This is a genomic window from Ferrovibrio terrae (genome assembly GCF_007197755.1).
Taxonomy (GTDB): domain Bacteria; phylum Pseudomonadota; class Alphaproteobacteria; order Ferrovibrionales; family Ferrovibrionaceae; genus Ferrovibrio; species Ferrovibrio terrae.
The window spans coordinates 103,795-121,722 of the sequence record NZ_CP041636.1 but is presented as its reverse complement, the minus strand read 5'-3'; the positions used below and the strand labels follow the sequence as shown (position 1 = coordinate 121,722).

General features: G+C 63.3%; 16 protein-coding genes and 1 riboswitch. Of the genes, 10 read left to right on the top strand and 6 right to left on the bottom strand.

The features are described from left to right. Positions 1–52: 52 nt before the first annotated feature. Positions 53–1,387: a crotonyl-CoA carboxylase/reductase gene (gene ccrA, locus FNB15_RS00565; RefSeq protein ID WP_144066846.1), complete on the bottom strand. Its 1,335-nt coding sequence runs from the start codon at positions 1,385–1,387 to the stop codon at positions 53–55. 261 nt (positions 1,388–1,648) lie between these two features. On the opposite strand from ccrA, the gene FNB15_RS00560 reads away from it, so the two are divergent. The 5 genes from FNB15_RS00560 to FNB15_RS00540 all read left to right on the top strand — a co-directional run bounded on the left by FNB15_RS00560 (position 1,649) and on the right by FNB15_RS00540 (position 7,380). Further along, on the top strand, positions 1,649–3,694 hold the full coding sequence (locus tag FNB15_RS00560) for a methylmalonyl-CoA mutase family protein (protein ID WP_144066845.1): 2,046 nt from the start codon (positions 1,649–1,651) through the stop codon (positions 3,692–3,694). 4 nt (positions 3,695–3,698) lie between these two features. Next, positions 3,699–4,292, top strand: coding sequence for a DUF2238 domain-containing protein (locus FNB15_RS00555; protein WP_221932710.1), 594 nt, complete (start codon positions 3,699–3,701; stop codon positions 4,290–4,292). Between the two features lie 58 nt (positions 4,293–4,350). Then, positions 4,351–5,847, top strand: coding sequence for a bifunctional aminoglycoside phosphotransferase/ATP-binding protein (locus FNB15_RS00550; protein WP_144066844.1), 1,497 nt, complete (start codon positions 4,351–4,353; stop codon positions 5,845–5,847). Positions 5,848–5,964: 117 nt separating this feature from the next. Further along, on the top strand, positions 5,965–6,234 hold the full coding sequence (locus tag FNB15_RS00545; RefSeq protein ID WP_144066843.1) for a hypothetical protein: 270 nt from the start codon (positions 5,965–5,967) through the stop codon (positions 6,232–6,234). Positions 6,235–6,279: 45 nt separating this feature from the next. Next, a complete protein-coding gene (locus FNB15_RS00540; RefSeq protein WP_221932709.1) occupies positions 6,280–7,380 on the top strand; it encodes an ROK family protein in 1,101 nt (366 codons plus the stop codon). Here FNB15_RS00540 and FNB15_RS00535 read toward each other — a convergent pair. Beyond that, the gene (locus FNB15_RS00535) at positions 7,366–8,457 is read right to left on the bottom strand and encodes a mechanosensitive ion channel family protein (RefSeq protein WP_246068754.1); all 1,092 of its coding nucleotides are present in this window, start codon (positions 8,455–8,457) and stop codon (positions 7,366–7,368) included. The genes FNB15_RS00540 and FNB15_RS00535 overlap by 15 nt on opposite strands. A 229-nt stretch (positions 8,458–8,686) precedes the next feature. Between FNB15_RS00535 and FNB15_RS00530 the strand changes: the two genes are divergently transcribed. Together FNB15_RS00530 and FNB15_RS00525 are read left to right on the top strand one after the other, a co-directional pair. Continuing rightward, positions 8,687–9,832 (top strand): sensor histidine kinase, encoded by a 1,146-nt coding sequence (locus FNB15_RS00530; RefSeq protein ID WP_185973655.1) that lies wholly within the window; start codon positions 8,687–8,689, stop codon positions 9,830–9,832. Positions 9,833–9,925: 93 nt separating this feature from the next. Next, positions 9,926–10,324: a VOC family protein gene (locus FNB15_RS00525; RefSeq protein ID WP_144066840.1), complete on the top strand. Its 399-nt coding sequence runs from the start codon at positions 9,926–9,928 to the stop codon at positions 10,322–10,324. Positions 10,325–10,448: 124 nt separating this feature from the next. Here FNB15_RS00525 and gcvPB read toward each other — a convergent pair whose 3' ends face one another. Genes gcvPB through gcvT form a run of 4 tightly spaced genes read right to left on the bottom strand, consistent with a single transcriptional unit; the run spans position 10,449 to position 14,863 of the window. Beyond that, on the bottom strand, positions 10,449–12,017 hold the full coding sequence (gene gcvPB, locus FNB15_RS00520; protein WP_144066839.1) for an aminomethyl-transferring glycine dehydrogenase subunit GcvPB: 1,569 nt from the start codon (positions 12,015–12,017) through the stop codon (positions 10,449–10,451). Continuing rightward, a complete protein-coding gene (gene gcvPA, locus FNB15_RS00515; RefSeq protein WP_144066838.1) occupies positions 12,017–13,357 on the bottom strand; it encodes an aminomethyl-transferring glycine dehydrogenase subunit GcvPA in 1,341 nt (446 codons plus the stop codon). Before gcvPA ends, gcvPB begins: the two co-directional genes overlap by 1 nt. Before the next feature lie 16 nt (positions 13,358–13,373). Next, on the bottom strand, positions 13,374–13,745 hold the full coding sequence (gene gcvH, locus FNB15_RS00510; RefSeq protein WP_144066837.1) for a glycine cleavage system protein GcvH: 372 nt from the start codon (positions 13,743–13,745) through the stop codon (positions 13,374–13,376). 11 nt (positions 13,746–13,756) lie between these two features. Next, a complete protein-coding gene (gcvT, locus tag FNB15_RS00505) occupies positions 13,757–14,863 on the bottom strand; it encodes a glycine cleavage system aminomethyltransferase GcvT (RefSeq protein ID WP_144066836.1) in 1,107 nt (368 codons plus the stop codon). 162 nt (positions 14,864–15,025) lie between these two features. After that, positions 15,026–15,128: riboswitch (glycine riboswitch) on the bottom strand. A gap of 182 nt (positions 15,129–15,310) precedes the next feature. Here gcvT and FNB15_RS00500 point away from each other — a divergent pair. The 3 genes from FNB15_RS00500 (at position 15,311) to FNB15_RS00490 (ending at position 17,891) form a co-directional block, all read left to right on the top strand. Then, complete coding sequence (locus tag FNB15_RS00500; RefSeq protein WP_185973654.1) at positions 15,311–15,853, top strand: Mpo1 family 2-hydroxy fatty acid dioxygenase; 543 nt, start codon at positions 15,311–15,313, stop codon at positions 15,851–15,853. A gap of 102 nt (positions 15,854–15,955) precedes the next feature. Beyond that, a complete protein-coding gene (locus FNB15_RS00495) occupies positions 15,956–16,999 on the top strand; it encodes a cyclase family protein (RefSeq protein WP_144066834.1) in 1,044 nt (347 codons plus the stop codon). A 292-nt stretch (positions 17,000–17,291) separates the two neighbouring features. Then, positions 17,292–17,891 (top strand): hypothetical protein, encoded by a 600-nt coding sequence (locus tag FNB15_RS00490; RefSeq protein WP_221932708.1) that lies wholly within the window; start codon positions 17,292–17,294, stop codon positions 17,889–17,891. Positions 17,892–17,928 lie beyond the last annotated feature (37 nt).

Genomic DNA, 17,928 nt, shown 5'->3' with positions numbered 1-17,928 from the left:
AAAATGTCGGTTGGCGGGATCGCTCCCGCCAACCGGTCAACGTCGAGAGGGATTATGAATTCCCTGCTTCGATCGCATCCTCAATGGTGCGCAGGCCAGGCACCTTGGCGCTGACCAGCACAGCCATGTTGCCGGGCTTGTGCTGGTTCTTCCACATTTTGGTATGGGCGCGCGGGATATCGGCCCAGCTGAACACTTCCGACATGCAGGGATCGAGGCGGCGTTCGATCACCAGCTGGTTGGCCTGGCTGGCCTGCAGCAGGTTGGCGAAATGGCTGCCCTGGATGCGCTTCTGGCGCATCCACACGAAGCGCGCGTCGAAGGTGATGTTGAAGCCCGTCGTGCCGGCGCAGAACACCACCATGCCGCCGCGCTTCACCACGAAACAGGAGACCGGGAAAGTCTGTTCGCCCGGATGTTCGAAAACGAAATCGACATCGTTGCCCTTGCCGGTGATGTCCCAGATCGCCTTGCCGAAAGCACGGCACTTCTTCATGTACTCGCCGTATTTCTCGGTATCCATCACCGGCGGCAGCTGGCCCCAGCAATCGAAGTCGTTACGGTTGATCACGCCCTTGGCGCCCAGGCTCATGACGAAATCGCGCTTCGATTCATCCGAGATGATGCCGATGGCATTGGCGCCGGAAATGGCGATCAGCTGGATCGCCATCGAGCCGAGGCCGCCGGCGGCGCCCCAGACCAGCACGTTGTGGCCCGGCCGCAGGATGTGCGGGCGATGACCGAACAGCATGCGATAGGCGGTGGCGAGCGTCAGCGTGTAGCAGGCGCTTTCTTCCCAGGTGAGATGCTTGGGACGCGGCATCAGCTGGCGCGACTGCACGCGGGCGAACTGCGCGAAGCTGCCATCCGGGGTTTCGTAGCCCCAGATGCGCTGGGTCGGCGAATTCATCGGGTCGCCGCCGTTGCACTCCTCGTCGTCGCCGTCATCCTGGTTGCAGTGGACAATGACTTCATCGCCGATCTTCCAGCGCTTCACGCGGCGGCCGACCTTGTAAACGATGCCCGAAGCATCCGAACCGGCAATGTGATATTCGGCCTTGTGCACGTCGAAGGGCGAAATCGGCACGCCCAGGCCAGCCCAGACGCCGTTGTAGTTCACGCCCGCAGCCATCACGAGGATCAGCACCTCGTCGGCATCGATCTCGGGCGTGGGCAGCACTTCCAGCTGCATCGACTCTTCCGGCGGCCCATGGCGCTCGCGGCGGATCGCCCAGCCATACATCTGCTTCGGCACATGGCCGACCGGCGGAATCTCGCCGACCTCGTAAAGGTCCTTCAGCGCGCCCTTGGCAGGCGCTGCAGCTTGACCGGCCGGGGCTCCGTTGCTGGTCGCCAGCGTGACAACCGATCCACCCGCATTCGACATGACGAAACTCCCTCGTTGTTTCCCTGTTACGCTCACGGTTATCACCGGGAGCGTCATTTCTGGTCTTGTTGGGCCGCACTGGCCGGGATTAGCCTTGTGCAGCGCCGCGAGACGGTACCTAGCAAGACCTTGGCCTATCTTTTTGCAGTGGCGAAAAAATGGCAAGATCGTTTTGCAATGCAACACAAGTTATGATATTTCTCAAGGCCGACGCAACGAGAAACTAAATATCCTAACGTCAACTTGACTCGGAATAAAATTATGTCTGCGACTCGCCCGACGGACCCGACTCAGGCCGAACCTCTTCGCACTCGCGAAAAGGGGTCTGACAATAACCGGGAAAAGCCCTGGTTGTTCCGTACCTATTCGGGCCATTCCTCGGCCACGGCCTCGAATGAGCTGTACCGGACCAATCTGGGCCGTGGCCAGACCGGGCTGTCGGTCGCCTTCGACCTGCCGACCCAGACCGGCTACGACAGCGACCATGTGCTGGCGCGCGGCGAAGTGGGCAAGGTCGGCGTGCCGGTCAGCCATCTGGGCGACATGCGGGTGCTGTTCGACCAGATCCCGCTGGCGCAGATGAATACCTCGATGACCATCAATGCGCCGGCTGCCTGGCTGCTGGCGCTCTATATCGCTGTCGCCGAAGAGCAGGGTGCCAAACGCGCCGACCTGAACGGCACGGTGCAGAACGACATCATCAAGGAATATCTGTCGCGCGGCACCTACATCTATCCGCCGGCGGCCTCGATGCGGCTGATCACCGACGTGATCGCTTTCACCTATCGCGAATTGCCCAAGTGGAATCCCACCAACGTCTGCAGCTATCACCTGCAGGAAGCCGGCGCGACGCCGGTGCAGGAACTGGCCTATGCGCTCGCCACCGCGATCGCGGTGCTGGATGCCGTGAAGGACTCGGGCCAGGTGCCGCCGGAAGATTTCGCGCAGGCCTTTGGCCGCATCAGCTTCTTCGTCAATGCCGGCATTCGTTTCGTCACCGAAATCTGCAAGATGCGCGCCTTCGTCGATCTGTGGGAAGAGATCGGTCGCGAGCGCTATGGCGTCACCGATCCCAAGGCGCTGATGTTCCGCTATGGTGTGCAGGTCAATTCGCTCGGCCTGACCGAACCACAGCCGGAAAACAACGTCTACCGCATCCTGCTCGAAATGCTGGCCGTGGTGCTGTCGAAGAAAGCCCGTGCCCGTGCCGTGCAGTTGCCGGCCTGGAATGAGGCACTCGGCCTGCCCCGTCCGTGGGATCAGCAATGGTCGCTGCGCCTGCAGCAGATCGTCGCCTATGAAACCGACCTGCTGGAATACGGCGACCTGTTCGACGGCAATCCGGCCATCGATGCCAAGGTCAACGAGCTGAAAGAGGCCGCGCGCGCCGAACTGAAGCGCATCGAGGAGATGGGCGGCGCGATCCAGGCAGTCGAGAGCGGCTATCTCAAGCAGTCGCTGGTCGAGAGCAATACCAGCCGCGTGCGGGGCATTGAAACCGGCGGTATTACAGTCGTCGGCGTCAACAAGTTCACCGAAAGCGCGCCGTCGCCGCTGGTCGGCACCGAAGGCGGCGCCATCATGACGGTCGATCCGGCGTCGGAAGCCGAGCAGATCGAGCGACTGAAAGAGTGGCGCGCCAAGCGCGACCAGGCAGCCGTCGAGGCTGCGCTGAAGAATCTCGAAGCGGCGGCCCGCGACGGTCGCAATATCATGGAACCCAGCATCCATGCCGCTAAAGCCGGCATCACCACCGGCGAATGGGCGGCATGTTTGCGCAAGGTGTTCGGCGAATATCGCGCCCCGACCGGCGTGTCGGCCGCCAGCGGCGCGCTCAGCAACGACGGCATGGACGACCTGCGCGAGGAAGTGAAGGCCGTCGCGAAACGCCTCGGTCGTCCGCTGAAGCTGCTGGTTGGCAAGCCCGGCCTCGATGGCCATTCCAACGGCGCCGAGCAGATCGCCGTGAAGGCGCGCGATTGCGGCATGGAAGTGGTCTATGAAGGTATCCGCCTGACGCCGGAGCAGATCGTCGCCGCCGCACTGGAAGAAGGCGTGCATCTCGTCGGACTCTCGATCCTGTCGGGCAGCCATGTCGAGCTCGCCACGGATGTGATCCACCGCATGCGCGCCGAGGGCATCGGTGGCGTGCCGGTGGTGGTCGGCGGCATCATCCCGCCTGAAGACGAGGCGCGATTGAAGGCGTCGGGTATTGCCGGGGTCTTTACGCCGAAGGATTACAACCTGACCCAGATCATGCGCGCCATTGTGGCGCTGGTGGACCGCAGCTGGTCAAAAGCGGCCTGACCTTTTGTTCTGGCTTCTCACAGCACTCTGGGCTGCCGGCCTGCTGCTCAGCAGCTTCGGGCCGTCCGATCGCCTGACCTGGCTGATGGAAGTGCTGCCGGCGGTGATCGCCTGGCCGATCCTGTTCTATATGCGGCCGCGTTTCCGCTTCACCGATCTTGCTATGTCGCTGATCACGCTGCATGGCCTGATCCTGATGCTCGGCGGCGCCTATACCTATGCCCGCGTGCCGCTCGGCTTCTGGCTGCAGGATTGGCTGTCGCTGGAGCGCAACCCGTATGACCGCATCGGCCATCTGGCACAGGGTTTCGTGCCGGCGATTGTCGCGCGCGAACTGCTGATCCGCGTCTTCCGCATCGAAGGCCGCAAGCTGATCGGCTTTCTCGTGGTCTGCATTTGCCTGGCGATCAGCGCGGTCTACGAACTGATCGAATGGGCCGCCGCGCTCAGCCTGGGCCAGGGCGCAGACGAATTCCTCGGCACGCAGGGCGACCAGTGGGACACGCAGTCCGACATGTTCATGGCCCTGATCGGCGCACTGGCGGCCTTGGCTCTGTCGCGCTGGCACGACCGGCGGATGCAGGCGCTCCGGCGCTGAACGAAGTCTTTTGCGTTTGGTCAAACATCTGCCGCGCCTGCCGGGTTAGACTGCCGGCATGACGGACCCAAATCCGACAGATATCGACCGGCTGTTCGACCCGCCCCTGCAGGTGGCGGAAACCCATGTCTCGCGCATTTTCCTGAGCGGCGACCGCGCCTGGAAGCTGAAAAAGGCACTTACGCTGCCGTATCTCGATTTCGCAACCCTGCAGCAGCGCCGCGCCGCCTGCGAACGCGAGGTCGAGCTGAACCGGCGCACGGCGCCCGAGCTTTATCTTGGCTGCCGCGCGGTCTGTCGCGATGCCTCCGGCCAGCTCAGCTTCGTTGGGCAGGGCGAGCCGGTGGAATGGCTGATCGAGATGCGGCGCTTTCCGTCCGATGCGACCTTCGACCATCTTGCGGCGGCGGGAAAGCTGGGCGCGGCACTGATCGAGATGCTGGCCGACACCATCGCGGCGTTCCATGCGCAAGCCGAAACAGTCGATGCCGAGGCGACAGACACCGTCACCCGCACACTCGCATTCAACGATGCTGCCTTCGAGCGTCGCGCGCCGGATTGCCTGTCCGATGCCGAGTTGGCCGCGTTCCGTGCGGCGTTGCAGACCGAGTTTGAGCGCCAGCGGCCGCTGCTGGCCACGCGCAAGGCGGCAGGCCGCATGCGGCATGGCCATGGCGACCTGCATCTGCGCAACATCGCCCTGATCGAGGACAGGCCGACGCTGTTCGACTGTCTGGAATTCGATGACGGCCTGGCCGAGATCGACACGCTGTATGATCTCGCCTTCCTGCTGATGGACCTGCTGCATCATGGCTGCACCGATCTCGCCAATCGCGCACTGAATCGCTATCTCGAAGCCAGCGGTGACTATGACGGCCTGCCGCTGCTGCCGCTCTATGTCGCGCTGCGCGCTGCCATTCGCTGCCATATCGCCGCGATGACGCCGGCGGGGCGGCAGGACGCGCGCGGCTATCTGGCACTGGCGCAGCGTGCGCTGCGATCCGAAGGCGCGCGTCTGGTGGCGGTGGGCGGCTATTCCGGTACCGGCAAAACCACGGTGGCGCGCGAGCTGGCGGCCGCACTTGGTGGTTATCCCTGGGGCGCGGTGGTGCTGCGCAGCGATGTGCTGCGCAAGCAGCTGCAGGGCCGGGCGCTGACGCAGCGGCTGCCGCCCGAAAGCTATACTGCAGAGGCCAGCCGGCAGACATATGCTGCCCTGCTGGATGGCGCGGAACGCCTGCTGCAGGCCGGCAGCAGCGTCGTGCTGGATGCCGTCTTTGGCCGGCTGGACGAGCGCGCGGCGGTAGCCGCCGCTGCCAAAAGCTGCAGCGTCGCGTTCGGCGGCCTCTGGCTCGAGGCACCCCGCGAGGTGTTGATTCGTCGCGTTGCCGGCCGAGAGGGCGATGCTTCCGATGCCACCGCCGCCGTGGTGCACTGGCAGCTTGAGCATCTGCAGCCGCCATCGGAGGTCGAGCACGCCTGGAGCGCCGTCGATGCAGCCGGCGACCGGACTGCAACGCTGGCGCGGGCACGGGCTGCGCTGCCGGTCGGCTGAGCGCCGCTCTGGCGTCTGGCCGTCCGTCCTGCTATCAGGACTTCCCGCATTGTGGAGACAGATGTGCTGTCGCACCTATCCCGCCTGATTCGTCCCCGCAGCATTGGTGGCCGGATCGTGACCAGCCTGGTGGCCGGCCTCGGCCTGCCGGTGCTGCTGTATGGTACCCTGCTGCTGCGCACCCATGGCTACGAGCCGATGGGCCTGTGCCGCCCGGTGCCGGCCGCGCAGGGCAATATCCCGATCGACATGAGCCGCGGCAGCGGCATTCCCACCACCTGCGGTGTCGACTGGGGCTTTGTCGTCAGCAATATCCTGCTGCCCGGCTTCGGCTTTGCCCTGATCGCCTATATCCTGATGGCACTGCTGGCCCGCATCGAGCGTTAACGCTTCGCTGGCCGCATTCCGCGCCCGGCGGATTGCGAGGGCGATGTGGCGGCTTCCACGGCAAGACAGCAGACGCGCGGCGATGGTCGCGAACCCGAAGCAGTGGCGCTGCCCTATCATGGCGCCGCCGACCTGCCGCATGTGCATGTCGATAGCTACAATCTCGAACTGCGCGATGCCGAGGGTTTCGTCGGCGACAAGGCCAGCGGCCGCGCTTTCCGCAAACTGCTGGAAGAGATTCGCAAGGACGCCAAAGGCGCTGCCGCCATGGCCTCGACGCGCGACATGTCGAAATCCGAACTTGATGCCATCCTGACCGGCGACGACCTCGGCGCCGCCGCCATCGTGCAGGGGGCCATCGAGGAATTCGCGCAGAACCTGGCGGCGGTCTCGCAGCGCTTCCTGCGTCAGCAATCCTGGAAGGGCGTGGAGCGCATTGTCGTCGGCGGCGGGCTGCGGCGCAGCCGGATCGGCGAGATCGCCATCCTGCGTGCCGCTACGCTGTTGCGGCAGGCCGACCTCGATGTCGGGATGGTGCCGCTCAGCCACCATCCCGACGAGGCCGGGCTGCTCGGCGGCCTGCAGCTGCTGGCACCCGATGTGATGCGCGACCATGATGGCTTTGTCGCCATCGATATCGGCGGCACGAATATCCGTTGCGGTATCGTCACCATCCGGCGCAAGGACAGGCTGGGTGATACCGCGAAGGTGGAGCGCCTGCTGCACTGGCGCCACCGCGATGAAAAGCTGGGACGCGAGGCGGTGCTGGACCATCTGGGCGGCATGATGCGCGAACTGTCGGATCGCGCGGACAAGAAGAAGCTGCGGCTGGCGCCGGTGATCGCCGTCGGCTGCCCCGGCGTGATCGCCGGCGATGGCTGGATCAAGCGGGGCGCACAGAACCTGCCCGGCAACTGGGAAGGCGAGGATTTCAATCTGACCGAAGCCCTGCATGAGCGCATGCCACGCATCGCCGGACGCAGCATCAGCGTGGCGCTGCATAACGATGCCGTGGTGCAGGGGTTGAGCGAGGTGTTCCGCATGCGCGACGTGAAGCGCTGGGCCGCGCTGACCATTGGTACCGGTCTGGGCAATGCCAGCTATACCAACCTGCCAGATAAAGCCCGAAGCCTAGCGCGACTGTAGTGCCGGGCCGGGTGTCGCATCCGGTGACGCCCCCTGCGGTGTGTCGGTGCGGAAGCGTGGCAGGGCATGCGGATGCTCCTGCTGCAGGAAGGCGATGATCTTCTCGCGGATTTCGCAGCGCAGATCAAAGGCGCGCGGCGCCGAACCGGCGCTGGCCAGGATACGCACTTCCATTGTCGTTTGCTTGAAATCGGTCACCTGCACCGCCAGCACCCGTTTGTCCCATAACGGCGACGCGCCGAGAATCTCCTGGGTCCTGGCCCGGATCGCCTCGACCGGCGCGGTATGGTCGAGATACAGCATCACAGTGCCGATCAGGTCGGCATTGTCGCGCGTCCAGTTCTGGAACGGCTTTTCGATGAAATAGCTGAGCGGCAAAATCAGCCGGCGCCAGTCCCACAGCCGCACGACCACATAGGTCGAGGTGATCTCCTCGACATTGCCCCACTCATTCTCGACGATCAGGGCATCGTCGATGCGGATCGGCTGGGTGATGGCGAGCTGGATGCCGGCGATCAGGTTTTTCAGCACCGGCTGCAGCGCCAGGCCGACAATCAGACCGGCCGCGCCGGCCGAGGCGAGCAGCGAGACACCGTATTGCCGGACGCTGTCGAAGGTCATCAGCGCGATCGAAGCGGTGATCACGATGATCAGCACGTTCATCACGCGCTGCAGCATCCTGGTTTGTGTCACATGCTTGCGTGCCAGCAGGTTGTCGGCGGTATCCAGCTTGAAGCGGCGCAGATGCACCACCATCCAGACATGGAAGGCGGTCAGCGCCATCCAGCCCAGCAGCGCGATGAAGCCGACCGACAGCACCTGCCGCACGATCTCGCCCCAGCCCGGCGGCAGCGGCGCAATGCTGGCAGCCAGGCTGAGTCCGGCGATCAGGAAACCAAGCCGCGTCGGGCCTTCGGTGCGCGCTACCAGAGCCCGCCAGAGCAGGTCCATATGCGCCACCCAGTTGGTGACGAAGCGGAACAACAGGCGATGCAGCAGGTTGGACAGGAAAGGGGCGACGCCGAGGATGATCAGGCTGGCCGCCCAGTCCGGCATCCATTTCAGTTCGTCGATCAAGAGGGTAAAAGCTTCGCGGATTTCCATCATGCTGAATAAAAGGCGGTAAGCCGCGAAGAGTTTCACGAAAACGCGAGAAAGGTGTCAGTTTTCCGGCCAAGTCTCGTGTTACACTGACCGACGGGCTGTCACCGGGATCATCAAGATTTCGCCGTGTTGCCCTGACCCTCCCACATGAGAGTGAGCGAAAGCCATGACTGACCAGACATCGTTGCGGTCGGGAGGCGGATTGGCCCCACGCCTTCGACAGCATCAGGTTATCCTGCTCGAATTCGCCCGTGTTGCAGCGCAGGCGCGCGATATGACGCGGCTGCTGGAGATTGCCGCGGAGCAGGCGGCGCGTGCGATCGGCGTACGCCATTCCAAGGTGCTGCGCTACGTCAAGGAACGCGCGGAACTGGTGCTGCTGGCCGGAAAAGGCTGGGAGGTCACCGATACTGCAGAGATGGCGGTGCTCGCCATCGATATGGGGTCGCCACCCGGCCGCGCGTTCCAGATCAATGCGCCGGTGCTGCTGGGCAACCTGCCGGCAGACGCCGAATTCCGCTATCACCCGTTGCTGAAAAAGCATGGCATTCTGTCGGTGCTGAATGTTCCGGTCGCCGTCAACGGCGTCGTATGGGGTGTGCTTGAAGTCGACAGTACCGAACAGGATGCCTTCAGCGACGATGATGCCGCCTTTCTTCACACCATGGGTTTCATCCTGGCCCTGGCGATCCAGCACAGCGAGATCAAGCAGCAGAAGAACAAGGCCAAGGAGGAGGCGAATGCGCGGCTGGTGCAGGCCGATGTCATGCTGCAGGAACAGAATCACCGGGTTAAAAACTACTTTCAGATGATCATGTCCCTGCTCAGCCTGCGCAGTCTGCGCGCGAGCAACGAGGCGCAGCGCGCCGAATACAAGGATGTCATGGAGCGCGTGGCCGCCATCGGCCTGGCCCATGACCTGCTGATGGTGCGGGGTGGCGACAGCGTCGTCGAGATCAGCGCTTATCTCGGCGCGCTCTGCGACAACATGGAACGTTCACTGGGTGAGGGCCCGAAAGTGGCGCGCGAATTCGAGACGCGCAACCTGCGCGCCGACCGCATCGTGCCGATCGGCCTGATCCTGAATGAGTTGCTGACCAACTGCATAAAATACGCGGCCATTGAACGGCCGGATCGCATGATTGCCGTGCGCTTCAGTGTCAATGCCGTGAATCAGGAAGCAAAGCTCACGGTGCAGGATAACGGCCCCGGCATGGGCGAGAGGCGGGCAGGTAGCAAGGGGCTGAGCTTCGTGAGCATGCTCGCGGAACAGCTCAGCGGACGCATGGATATCGAAAGCTCCAGCGCTGGCACGTGCGTTTTCGTCAGTTTCCCGCTCTTCGATTGACGGAAGCCCTACTGTAAAATTCTGTCAGCCCTATAGGCTGTTTACATTTCGGCCGACGACTGGAATCCTCCCTTGCATGAGAAGCAGGAGGAAATGATGACGCGACTGCGGCCATTCCTGATGTTTCAGGAGCAGAATGCCGAAGAGGCGATGAATTTCTACGTCTCGCTGTTTCCCGGGGCAAAGGTCACCGACATCCAGCGCTATACTGCTGCCGGACCCGGGCCGGAAGGCACGGTGATGCGCGCCGATTTCACCGTTGCCGGACAGGATGTGATCTGCATCGACAGCCCGGCGAAACATGCCTTCGCCTTCACGCCATCGTTTTCATTCTTCGTCGATTGCGACAGCGAGGCCGATCTGCGCCGCTGGCACGCCGCACTGGCGGCCGGCGGCATGGAACTGATGCCCCCTAACAATTACGGCTTCAGCCAGCTTTTCACCTGGCTGCAGGATCGCTTCGGCGTGAGCTGGCAGCTGAATTTGCCGTAAAGGCCCTCACCCCACCCTCTCCCGCTTGCGGGAGAGGGTGTTTTGTTCATTCCCTCTCCCACTGCGTAGGTGAGGGATGGGCCCATCGCATTTGCGATCGGAGGGTGAGGAGTTTCGGCGTTGCTTACTCCGCCGCGGCCTTATCAATCGGCGCGCCGTTGCTGCCCGGCTTCCAGCGCAGCACCGGCGCGCGGGCGGCGCGGGTTTCATCCAGGCGCCGGCGCGGCGTGAGCTGCGGGGCGGCCTGGAACATCGCCACATTCTCGCCGCCGGCCTTGGCCTTTTCGGCCAGGCCGCGCAGCGTGGTCACGAAGGCGTCCACGCTGTCCTTGCTCTCGCTTTCGGTCGGCTCGATCAGCATGGCGCCATGCACGACGAGGGGGAAATAGACCGTCATCGGATGGTAGCCCTCGTCGATCATCGCCTTGGCGAAATCCAGCGTGGTGACGCCGGTATCCTTCAGGAAGCGGTCGTCGAACAGCGCCTCGTGCATGCAGGGGCCCTCGAAGCTCGGGCTCATTACATCCTTGAGGCTGGCCAGTACGTAGTTGGCCGACAGCACGCTGTCCTCCGCCACCCGCTTCAGGCCGTCGGCGCCATGGCTCATCATGTAGGCGAGCGCCCGGATGAACATGCCCATCTGGCCATGGAAGCTCTTCATGCGGCCAAAGCTCTTGGCATCGCCGTTTTCCACCAGCTCAAGGCCATTCTTGCCGTGAACGACATAGGGCACCGGCACGAAGTCCTTCAGCGAGTCCGACAGCACGACAGGACCCGAACCCGGACCGCCGCCGCCGTGCGGCGTCGAGAAGGTCTTGTGCAGGTTGATATGCATGGCGTCGATGCCGAGATCGCCCGGCCGCACCTTGCCAACGATGGCGTTGAAATTGGCGCCGTCGCAGTAGAAGAAGGCGCCGGCCGCATGCACCATGTCGGCGACCTTTTTGATGTCGCGTTCGAACAAGCCGCAGGTATTCGGATTGGTCAGCATGATCGCCGCCACATCCGGGCCGAGCTTGGCCTGCAGGGCGTCGAGGTCGACGCGGCCGTCGGCGGTGGCCGGGATCGGATCGACTGTGTAGCCGCAGAGCGCAGCGGTCGCCGGATTGGTGCCATGCGCGGACTCAGGCGCCAGGATGCGTTTGCGCACGTCGCCGCGGGCTTTCAAGGCCGCGCGGATCGCCATGAGGCCGCAGAGTTCGCCATGCGCACCGGCCGCGGGGGACATCGCCACTGCCGGCATGCCGGTCAGCGTCTTGAGCCAGCCGGCGAGCTGGTCGATCACCTCCAGTGCGCCCTGCACGGTCGAGACCGGCTGCAGCGGATGCACGTCGCCGAGGCCCGGCAGGCGCGCCATCTTCTCGTTGAGGCGCGGATTGTGCTTCATCGTGCAGGAGCCGAGCGGATACAGGCCGGCATCGATGGAGTAGTTCTTCTGGCTCAGCCGCACGAAATGGCGGATCACCTGCGGCTCGGAGAGGCCTGGCAGGCCGATCTTGCCCTGGCGCTTCAGGCCGCCGAGGCGGTCTTTCACATTGGGTGCGTCGGGCAGGTCGACGCCGGTGCGGCCATCTTCGCCGATCTCGAAGATCAGCGCTTCTTCCATCTGCAGGCCGCGATTGCCGGTGATGGTGCCGGTGACGGCGCTGTTGGCAGCGGCATGCGGCGTGGTGGTGCGTCCCTGGCGGTTCATCACAGCACCTCCTTCAGGGCGGCGACAAGTTTGTCCATGTCGCCTTCGGTATTGGTCTCGGTGACAGTTACCAGCAGCACGTTCTCCAGCGACTTGTCGCCGGGGAACAGGCGAGAGGCCGGCACGCCGCCGAGGATTTTCTTCTCGACCAGCTTCTCGACCACGGACGCGGCCGGTTGTGGCAGCGTGATGGCGAATTCGTTGTAGAAAGCCTGCGGCACGATGGCGACGCCCTTCAGCTGGCTGAGCTTTTCGGCCAGTTGCACGGCCTTGCCATGGTTGATCTCGGCCAGCTTCGTCAGTCCTGCCTCGCCCAGCAGGCTCATATGGATGGTGAAGGCGAGCGCGCAGAGGCCCGAATTGGTGCAGATATTCGAGGTCGCCTTTTCGCGGCGGATATGCTGCTCGCGGGCCGACAGCGTCAGCACGAAGCCGCGACGGCCATCCTGGTCGACGGTTTCGCCGCACAGGCGGCCCGGCATTTGGCGCACATACTTTTCGCGTGTGGCGAAGAGCCCGACGTAAGGCCCGCCAAAGCTGAGCGGCACGCCGATGCTCTGGCCTTCCGCCACCACGATATCGGCACCCATCGCGCCGGGCGGCGTGATCAGGCCGAGCGAGGTGATCTCGGTGACGGCGACCACGAGCAGCGCGCCCTTGGCCTGGCAGGCCCTGGCCAGCGAGGTCAGGTCGCGCAGCTGGCCGAACACGCTCGGATTCTGCACGACGACACAGGCGGTCTGGTCGTCGATCAGTGTGGACAGGTCTTCGTTGCCGGCAAGGTCGACCGGCGCCGCCACATGCGGCTGGTCGGTCTGGTCCATCAGCGTGGCGACCGTGTCGCGGTAATGCGGATGCAGGCCGCCCGACAGCACCGCCTTGCTGCGCTTGGTGATGCGCTGCGCCATCAGCACGGCTTCGGCGGCCGAAGTGGCGCCGTCATACATCGAGGCATTGGCGACTTCCATGCCGGTGATCATGCTCACCTGGGTCTGGAATTCGAACAGATATTGCAGCGTGCCCTGGCTGATCTCGGGCTGATACGGCGTATAGGAGGTGAGGAATTCCGAGCGCTGGATCAGGTGGTCGACTGCGGCCGGAATATGGTGGCGATAAGCGCCGGCGCCGAGGAAGAACGGCACGTCCATCGGCGAGACATTCTTTTTCGCCATGGCGGCAAAGGCGCGTTCCACTTCCAGTTCGCCCTGGTGCGGCGGCAGGTCGAGGCGGGGATTGAGTGCGCCGGCCGGCACATCCTTGAACAGTGCATCAATGCCGGGGACGCCGATGGTCTCCAGCATCTCGTGGCGGTCGGCTTCGGTCAGACCGAGATAGCGCATGTGCGCTCCTTACACGTTAGAGAGTCTTGAGATAGGCGTCGTAGGCGGCCTGATCCATCAGGGCGTCCAGCTCGGCCTTATTGGAGAGCTTGAGCTTGACGAACCAGCCATCGGTCTGGGCGGCGCGATTGACCAGCGACGGATCGTCGACGATCGCCTGGTTGGACTCGATCACGTCGCCACCGGCGGGCGCGTAGACTTCGCTCGCCGCCTTCACCGATTCAACGACCGCCACTTCGGCGCCGGCCGCGACCGTCTTGCCCTTGGCGGGCAGGTCAACGAAGACCACATCGCCGAGCTGACTCTGCGCGTAATCGGAAATCCCCACGGTGGCGACATCGCCCTCGAGACGGATCCATTCATGGTCCTTGCTGTAACGGGTGGTCATGGATCGTCTCCTTACTTGGCGTAGCGTTTGGTGATGAAGGGAAGTTTGCAGGTTTTCGCCGGCAGGGCCTTGCCGCGCACCATCAGGCTGAGCGGCGTATCGGCTTTGGCGTATTGGGGCGCGACATAGCCCATGGCGACGGGCGCATCGACGCTGGGGCCGAAACCGCCCGAGGTAATGACGCCGATCTTCTCGCCCTTGTCGTTCAGCACTTCAGTGCCTTCGCGGGCCGGCGCGCGGCCCTCGGGCTGGATGCCGACCAGCTTGCGTGTCGTGCCCTCCGCCAGCTGCTTCTGCACGATTGCCGCACCGGGGAAGCCGCCGTCTTCGCGGCGACGCTTCGAGATCGTCCAGTTCAGATTGGCTTCAATCGGCGTGGTCGTTAGATCAAGTTCATGGCCGTAGAGGCAGAGCCCGGCTTCGAGGCGTAAGGAATCGCGTGCGCCGAGGCCGATCGGCTTCACTTCCGGCTGGCTCAGCAGCCAGCGCGCAAACTCTTCGGCCTGGTCGCCCGGTACGGAAATCTCGAAACCGTCTTCGCCGGTATAGCCGGAGCGCGTGACGAAGGCCTCGTATTTGCCGAGCGCCAGCGTGGCGCCCATGCCAAAGCTCATCGCCTGCACCACGCTGTTCAGGCGGGCAAGCACCGCGACGGCGGCCGGACCCTGCAGGGCCAGCAGCGCATGGCTGTCCAGATACTCGATCTCGACGCCCTTCAGATGGGCGCGGGCATGCGCAAGGTCGGCATCCTTGCAACCGGCATTGAAGATGACGAACAGGTCGCGGTCGCGCTTGTTGACCATGAAGTCATCAAGAATCCCGGCCTGGTCATTGGTGAAGACCGTGTAGCGCATCTTGCCGACATCGAGCGATTGCAGGTCGCCGGGCACCAGCGTTTCCAGGGCTTTCGCCGGATCGGCGCCGGTCATGCGCACCTGACCCATATGCGACACGTCGAACAGGCCTGCGGCGGCACGGGTGTGCTTGTGTTCGGTCAGAATGCCGGTCGGGTACTGCACCGGCATGTCATAGCCGGCGAAGGGGACCATGCGCGCGCCGAGTTCCTTGTGGAGCGCGTGGAGTGGCGTGACTTTGAGAGTTTCGGTCGTGTCGCCCAAGCGAGGTTCCCTTGCAGACAGAATCAGAGTCGAACCGGCGGATGGTTTCGCCGTTCGCCCCCTCTGTCCGGGAACCTGAGAGATTCGGAGAAGCTGTACCGCGTCTCCTTACGCCTTCGGTGGGACCGGGGTTGGACTCCCGTTCCGCTTTCCAGAGCATCGCCAGTCTGGTCGGTCCTTTGGCCTGAGAGTTTCCGGGGCGGTTGCTCCTTCGGCGCGCAAAACCCGTGTAGAACGGGCTTCGCGTCTCTCCCGCCAGACTGATAGCGACGCCGCGAGGATAGACGGCGCCCTATCTGAGTCAACGAGTTTCCCCGTGACCTTACGGAAGCCGGAAAAGGCCACGATTGACAATGCTTTAGACCGGGTTAGGGTTATCCACAGCAAAGCGATTTTCCGTCTCGCCACCGCGACTCGGCAACTCGATAAAAAATGGAGGAAACCGCGATGAACCCCTTCTTCATCGAACAGATGGCGATGTATTCGGCCTATCACCGCGATGCCCGCAACCGCGCCACGCATTTCGTCGGCATTCCGGCCATCGTGTTTGCCATTTTCATCCCGCTGAGCTGGGTTCCGCTGCTCACCCTGTGGGATGGCCAAACCACGGTCACGCTGGCGACCCTGCTGTGGTTCGGCACCGGTATCTTTTACATGTGGCTCGACCGTCGCATCGGCGGCCTGATGATGCTGCTCTCTTTCGTCTTCCTGATGCTGGCCGAGTGGATCGCGGCCCAGGGCAGCACCACGGGCTGGATTGCCTTTGCCGCCTTCTTCGTTGGCGGCTGGGTGTTCCAGCTGGTTGGCCATGCCTTCGAAGGCCGCCGTCCGGCGCTGGCCGACAATCTGCTGCAGGCCCTGATCGGCCCGATGTTCCTCGTTGCTGAAACGGTTTTCGCCTTGGGACAACAGAAGGATCTGCATGACGCCGTGGAAGCGCGCTGGAAGAATTATTCCGTGGGTGCAATGCGGGAGCGCGCTGCGGCATAAGCAAAGACTGCGCCTTGCCTTGAAAGATTTGGCAGAACTGTGTGTGATGGCCGGATCGGGAGACTCTTCCCGGCCGGCCATCACCTTATTTGGGGACGCGACATGACGAAGCGCTGGACCAACCGCCCGGACGGGTCGAACTGGGGTGAGTTCGGTGCCGATGACCGCATCGGCCGCGTTAACTGGATCACGGCCGAGAAGGTGAAGCAGGGCATCGCCGAAGTGCGTGAGGGCCGCACCTTCTGCCTGTCGCTGCCGCTCGAATATCCCGGTGGCAATCTGCTCAATCCGCGCCGCTTCCCGCCGCAGCTGTTTGCCGTCGTGCGTGAAGGCCGGCCGAACATGGCGCTGCCGCTCGGCCTGTTCGATCCGCGCGTCACCGATGTCTCCAGCGACGATGCCGCTTTGCTCTATCTGCAGTATTCCACGCAATGGGACAGTTTCGCCCATATCGGCTCGATGTTCGATGCCGATGGCGACGGCAAGCCCGAGCGCGTCTTCTACAACGGCTGGCGCGGCGGCAGCGACATTCCCGATGTCGAGGATCGCGGCGTCGGTGAGCCGCGGCTGGAGCGCTTTCCGTCGAAAGGCACCGAAGCGCTCGGCATCCATAATTTCGCCCGGCATGGCCTGCAGGGGCGTGGCGTGCTGGTCAACCTGCATGACGAGTGCGGCGATGCGCGCACCTGGGTCGGCTACGACCTGCTGATGAAGGCGATGGACAAGCAGAAGGTCGAGGTCGAGCAGGGCGACATGCTCTGCTTCTACACCGGCTTCGGCGAGGTGCTGATGTCGATGGGTCGCAAGCCGGATCATCACCGGCTGGAGAATTCCTGCGCCGTGATCGACGGCCGCGACGCCAGACTGCGCAACTGGATCACCGACAGCAAGGTGAGCTGCCTGATCGCCGACAATTACGCAGTCGAGGGTTTGCCTGCAAAAGATGCCGAGGGCAGCCACGCCATGCTGCCGCTGCATGAACACTGCCTGTTCAAGCTCGGCGTGCCGCTGGGCGAATTGTGGTATCTGTCCGAACTGGCCGCCTATCTGAAAGAGCACAAACGCAACCGCTTCCTGCTCACCGCGCCGCCACTCAATCTCACCGGCGCGGTCGGCTCGCCGTCTTCACCCATCGCCACCGTCTGAGTTTCGCTACGCGCGGAAACTCGCACAGCCTCAACAGCGACTGAGTTGCAGTCACGCTCTTAAGCCAGATGGGCGAAGCGCGATGCGGTGGACTGCACGCTGAAGTTCGCTGTTACAGAGCGGTTCCACAGCCTTAGATATTTTGTGCGCCGCACACGGAGCGAGCGACGCAGGCTTTTGCGCCGCATTACCCTTTATTAATGTCCCAGACAGACACAATAAGAATACGAATGGCTGCAATTCGCGCCGATCAGATCGGTTCGACTAAGCACCGCAAAGAGGGGACGGAAAAATGAAACTGCATCTCGCATTCCGCATGATCGCGCTGGTTCTCGCCGCAGCCATGCCGCTGACATTTGCTGCGCCGGCTTCCGCACAGGACAAGCATGTTCCCAAGGCGCAGGCCTGGGCCGAAAAAACCCTGCGCGAATGGATGAAGGATCCTGTCGTGATTGCGGCGGTGAAGGCGCAGAACGTCAAACACGCCGATCTGTCGCAGGACAAGATCGATGCGCTCGACAAGCAGTGGCGCGCCGAAACCAAGGCGTCCGCCAAACCCCTGATCAACGAGGTGATGGGAAATGTTCTTTCCGCTTTCCTGAAAAAGAAGGAAGCCGAGGGCAAGGGCCTGGTCACCGAAATCTTCGTCATGGACAACAAGGGGCTGAATGTCGGTCAGAGCGACGTGACCTCGGATTACTGGCAGGGCGACGAGGCCAAGTGGCAGAAGACCTTCTCGGTCGGTCCGACGGCCGTGTTCGTGGACAAGGTCGACAAGGATGAATCGACCCAGAAATTCCAGACCCAGGTCAGCATCTCGATTGTCGACGGCGGGGCCGTGATCGGCGCGGTGACTGTTGGGCTGGATGTCGAAATGCTGATGGACATGTAATGCAGAATTCAAGCGTGACGACAGGGGCGGCGATGAC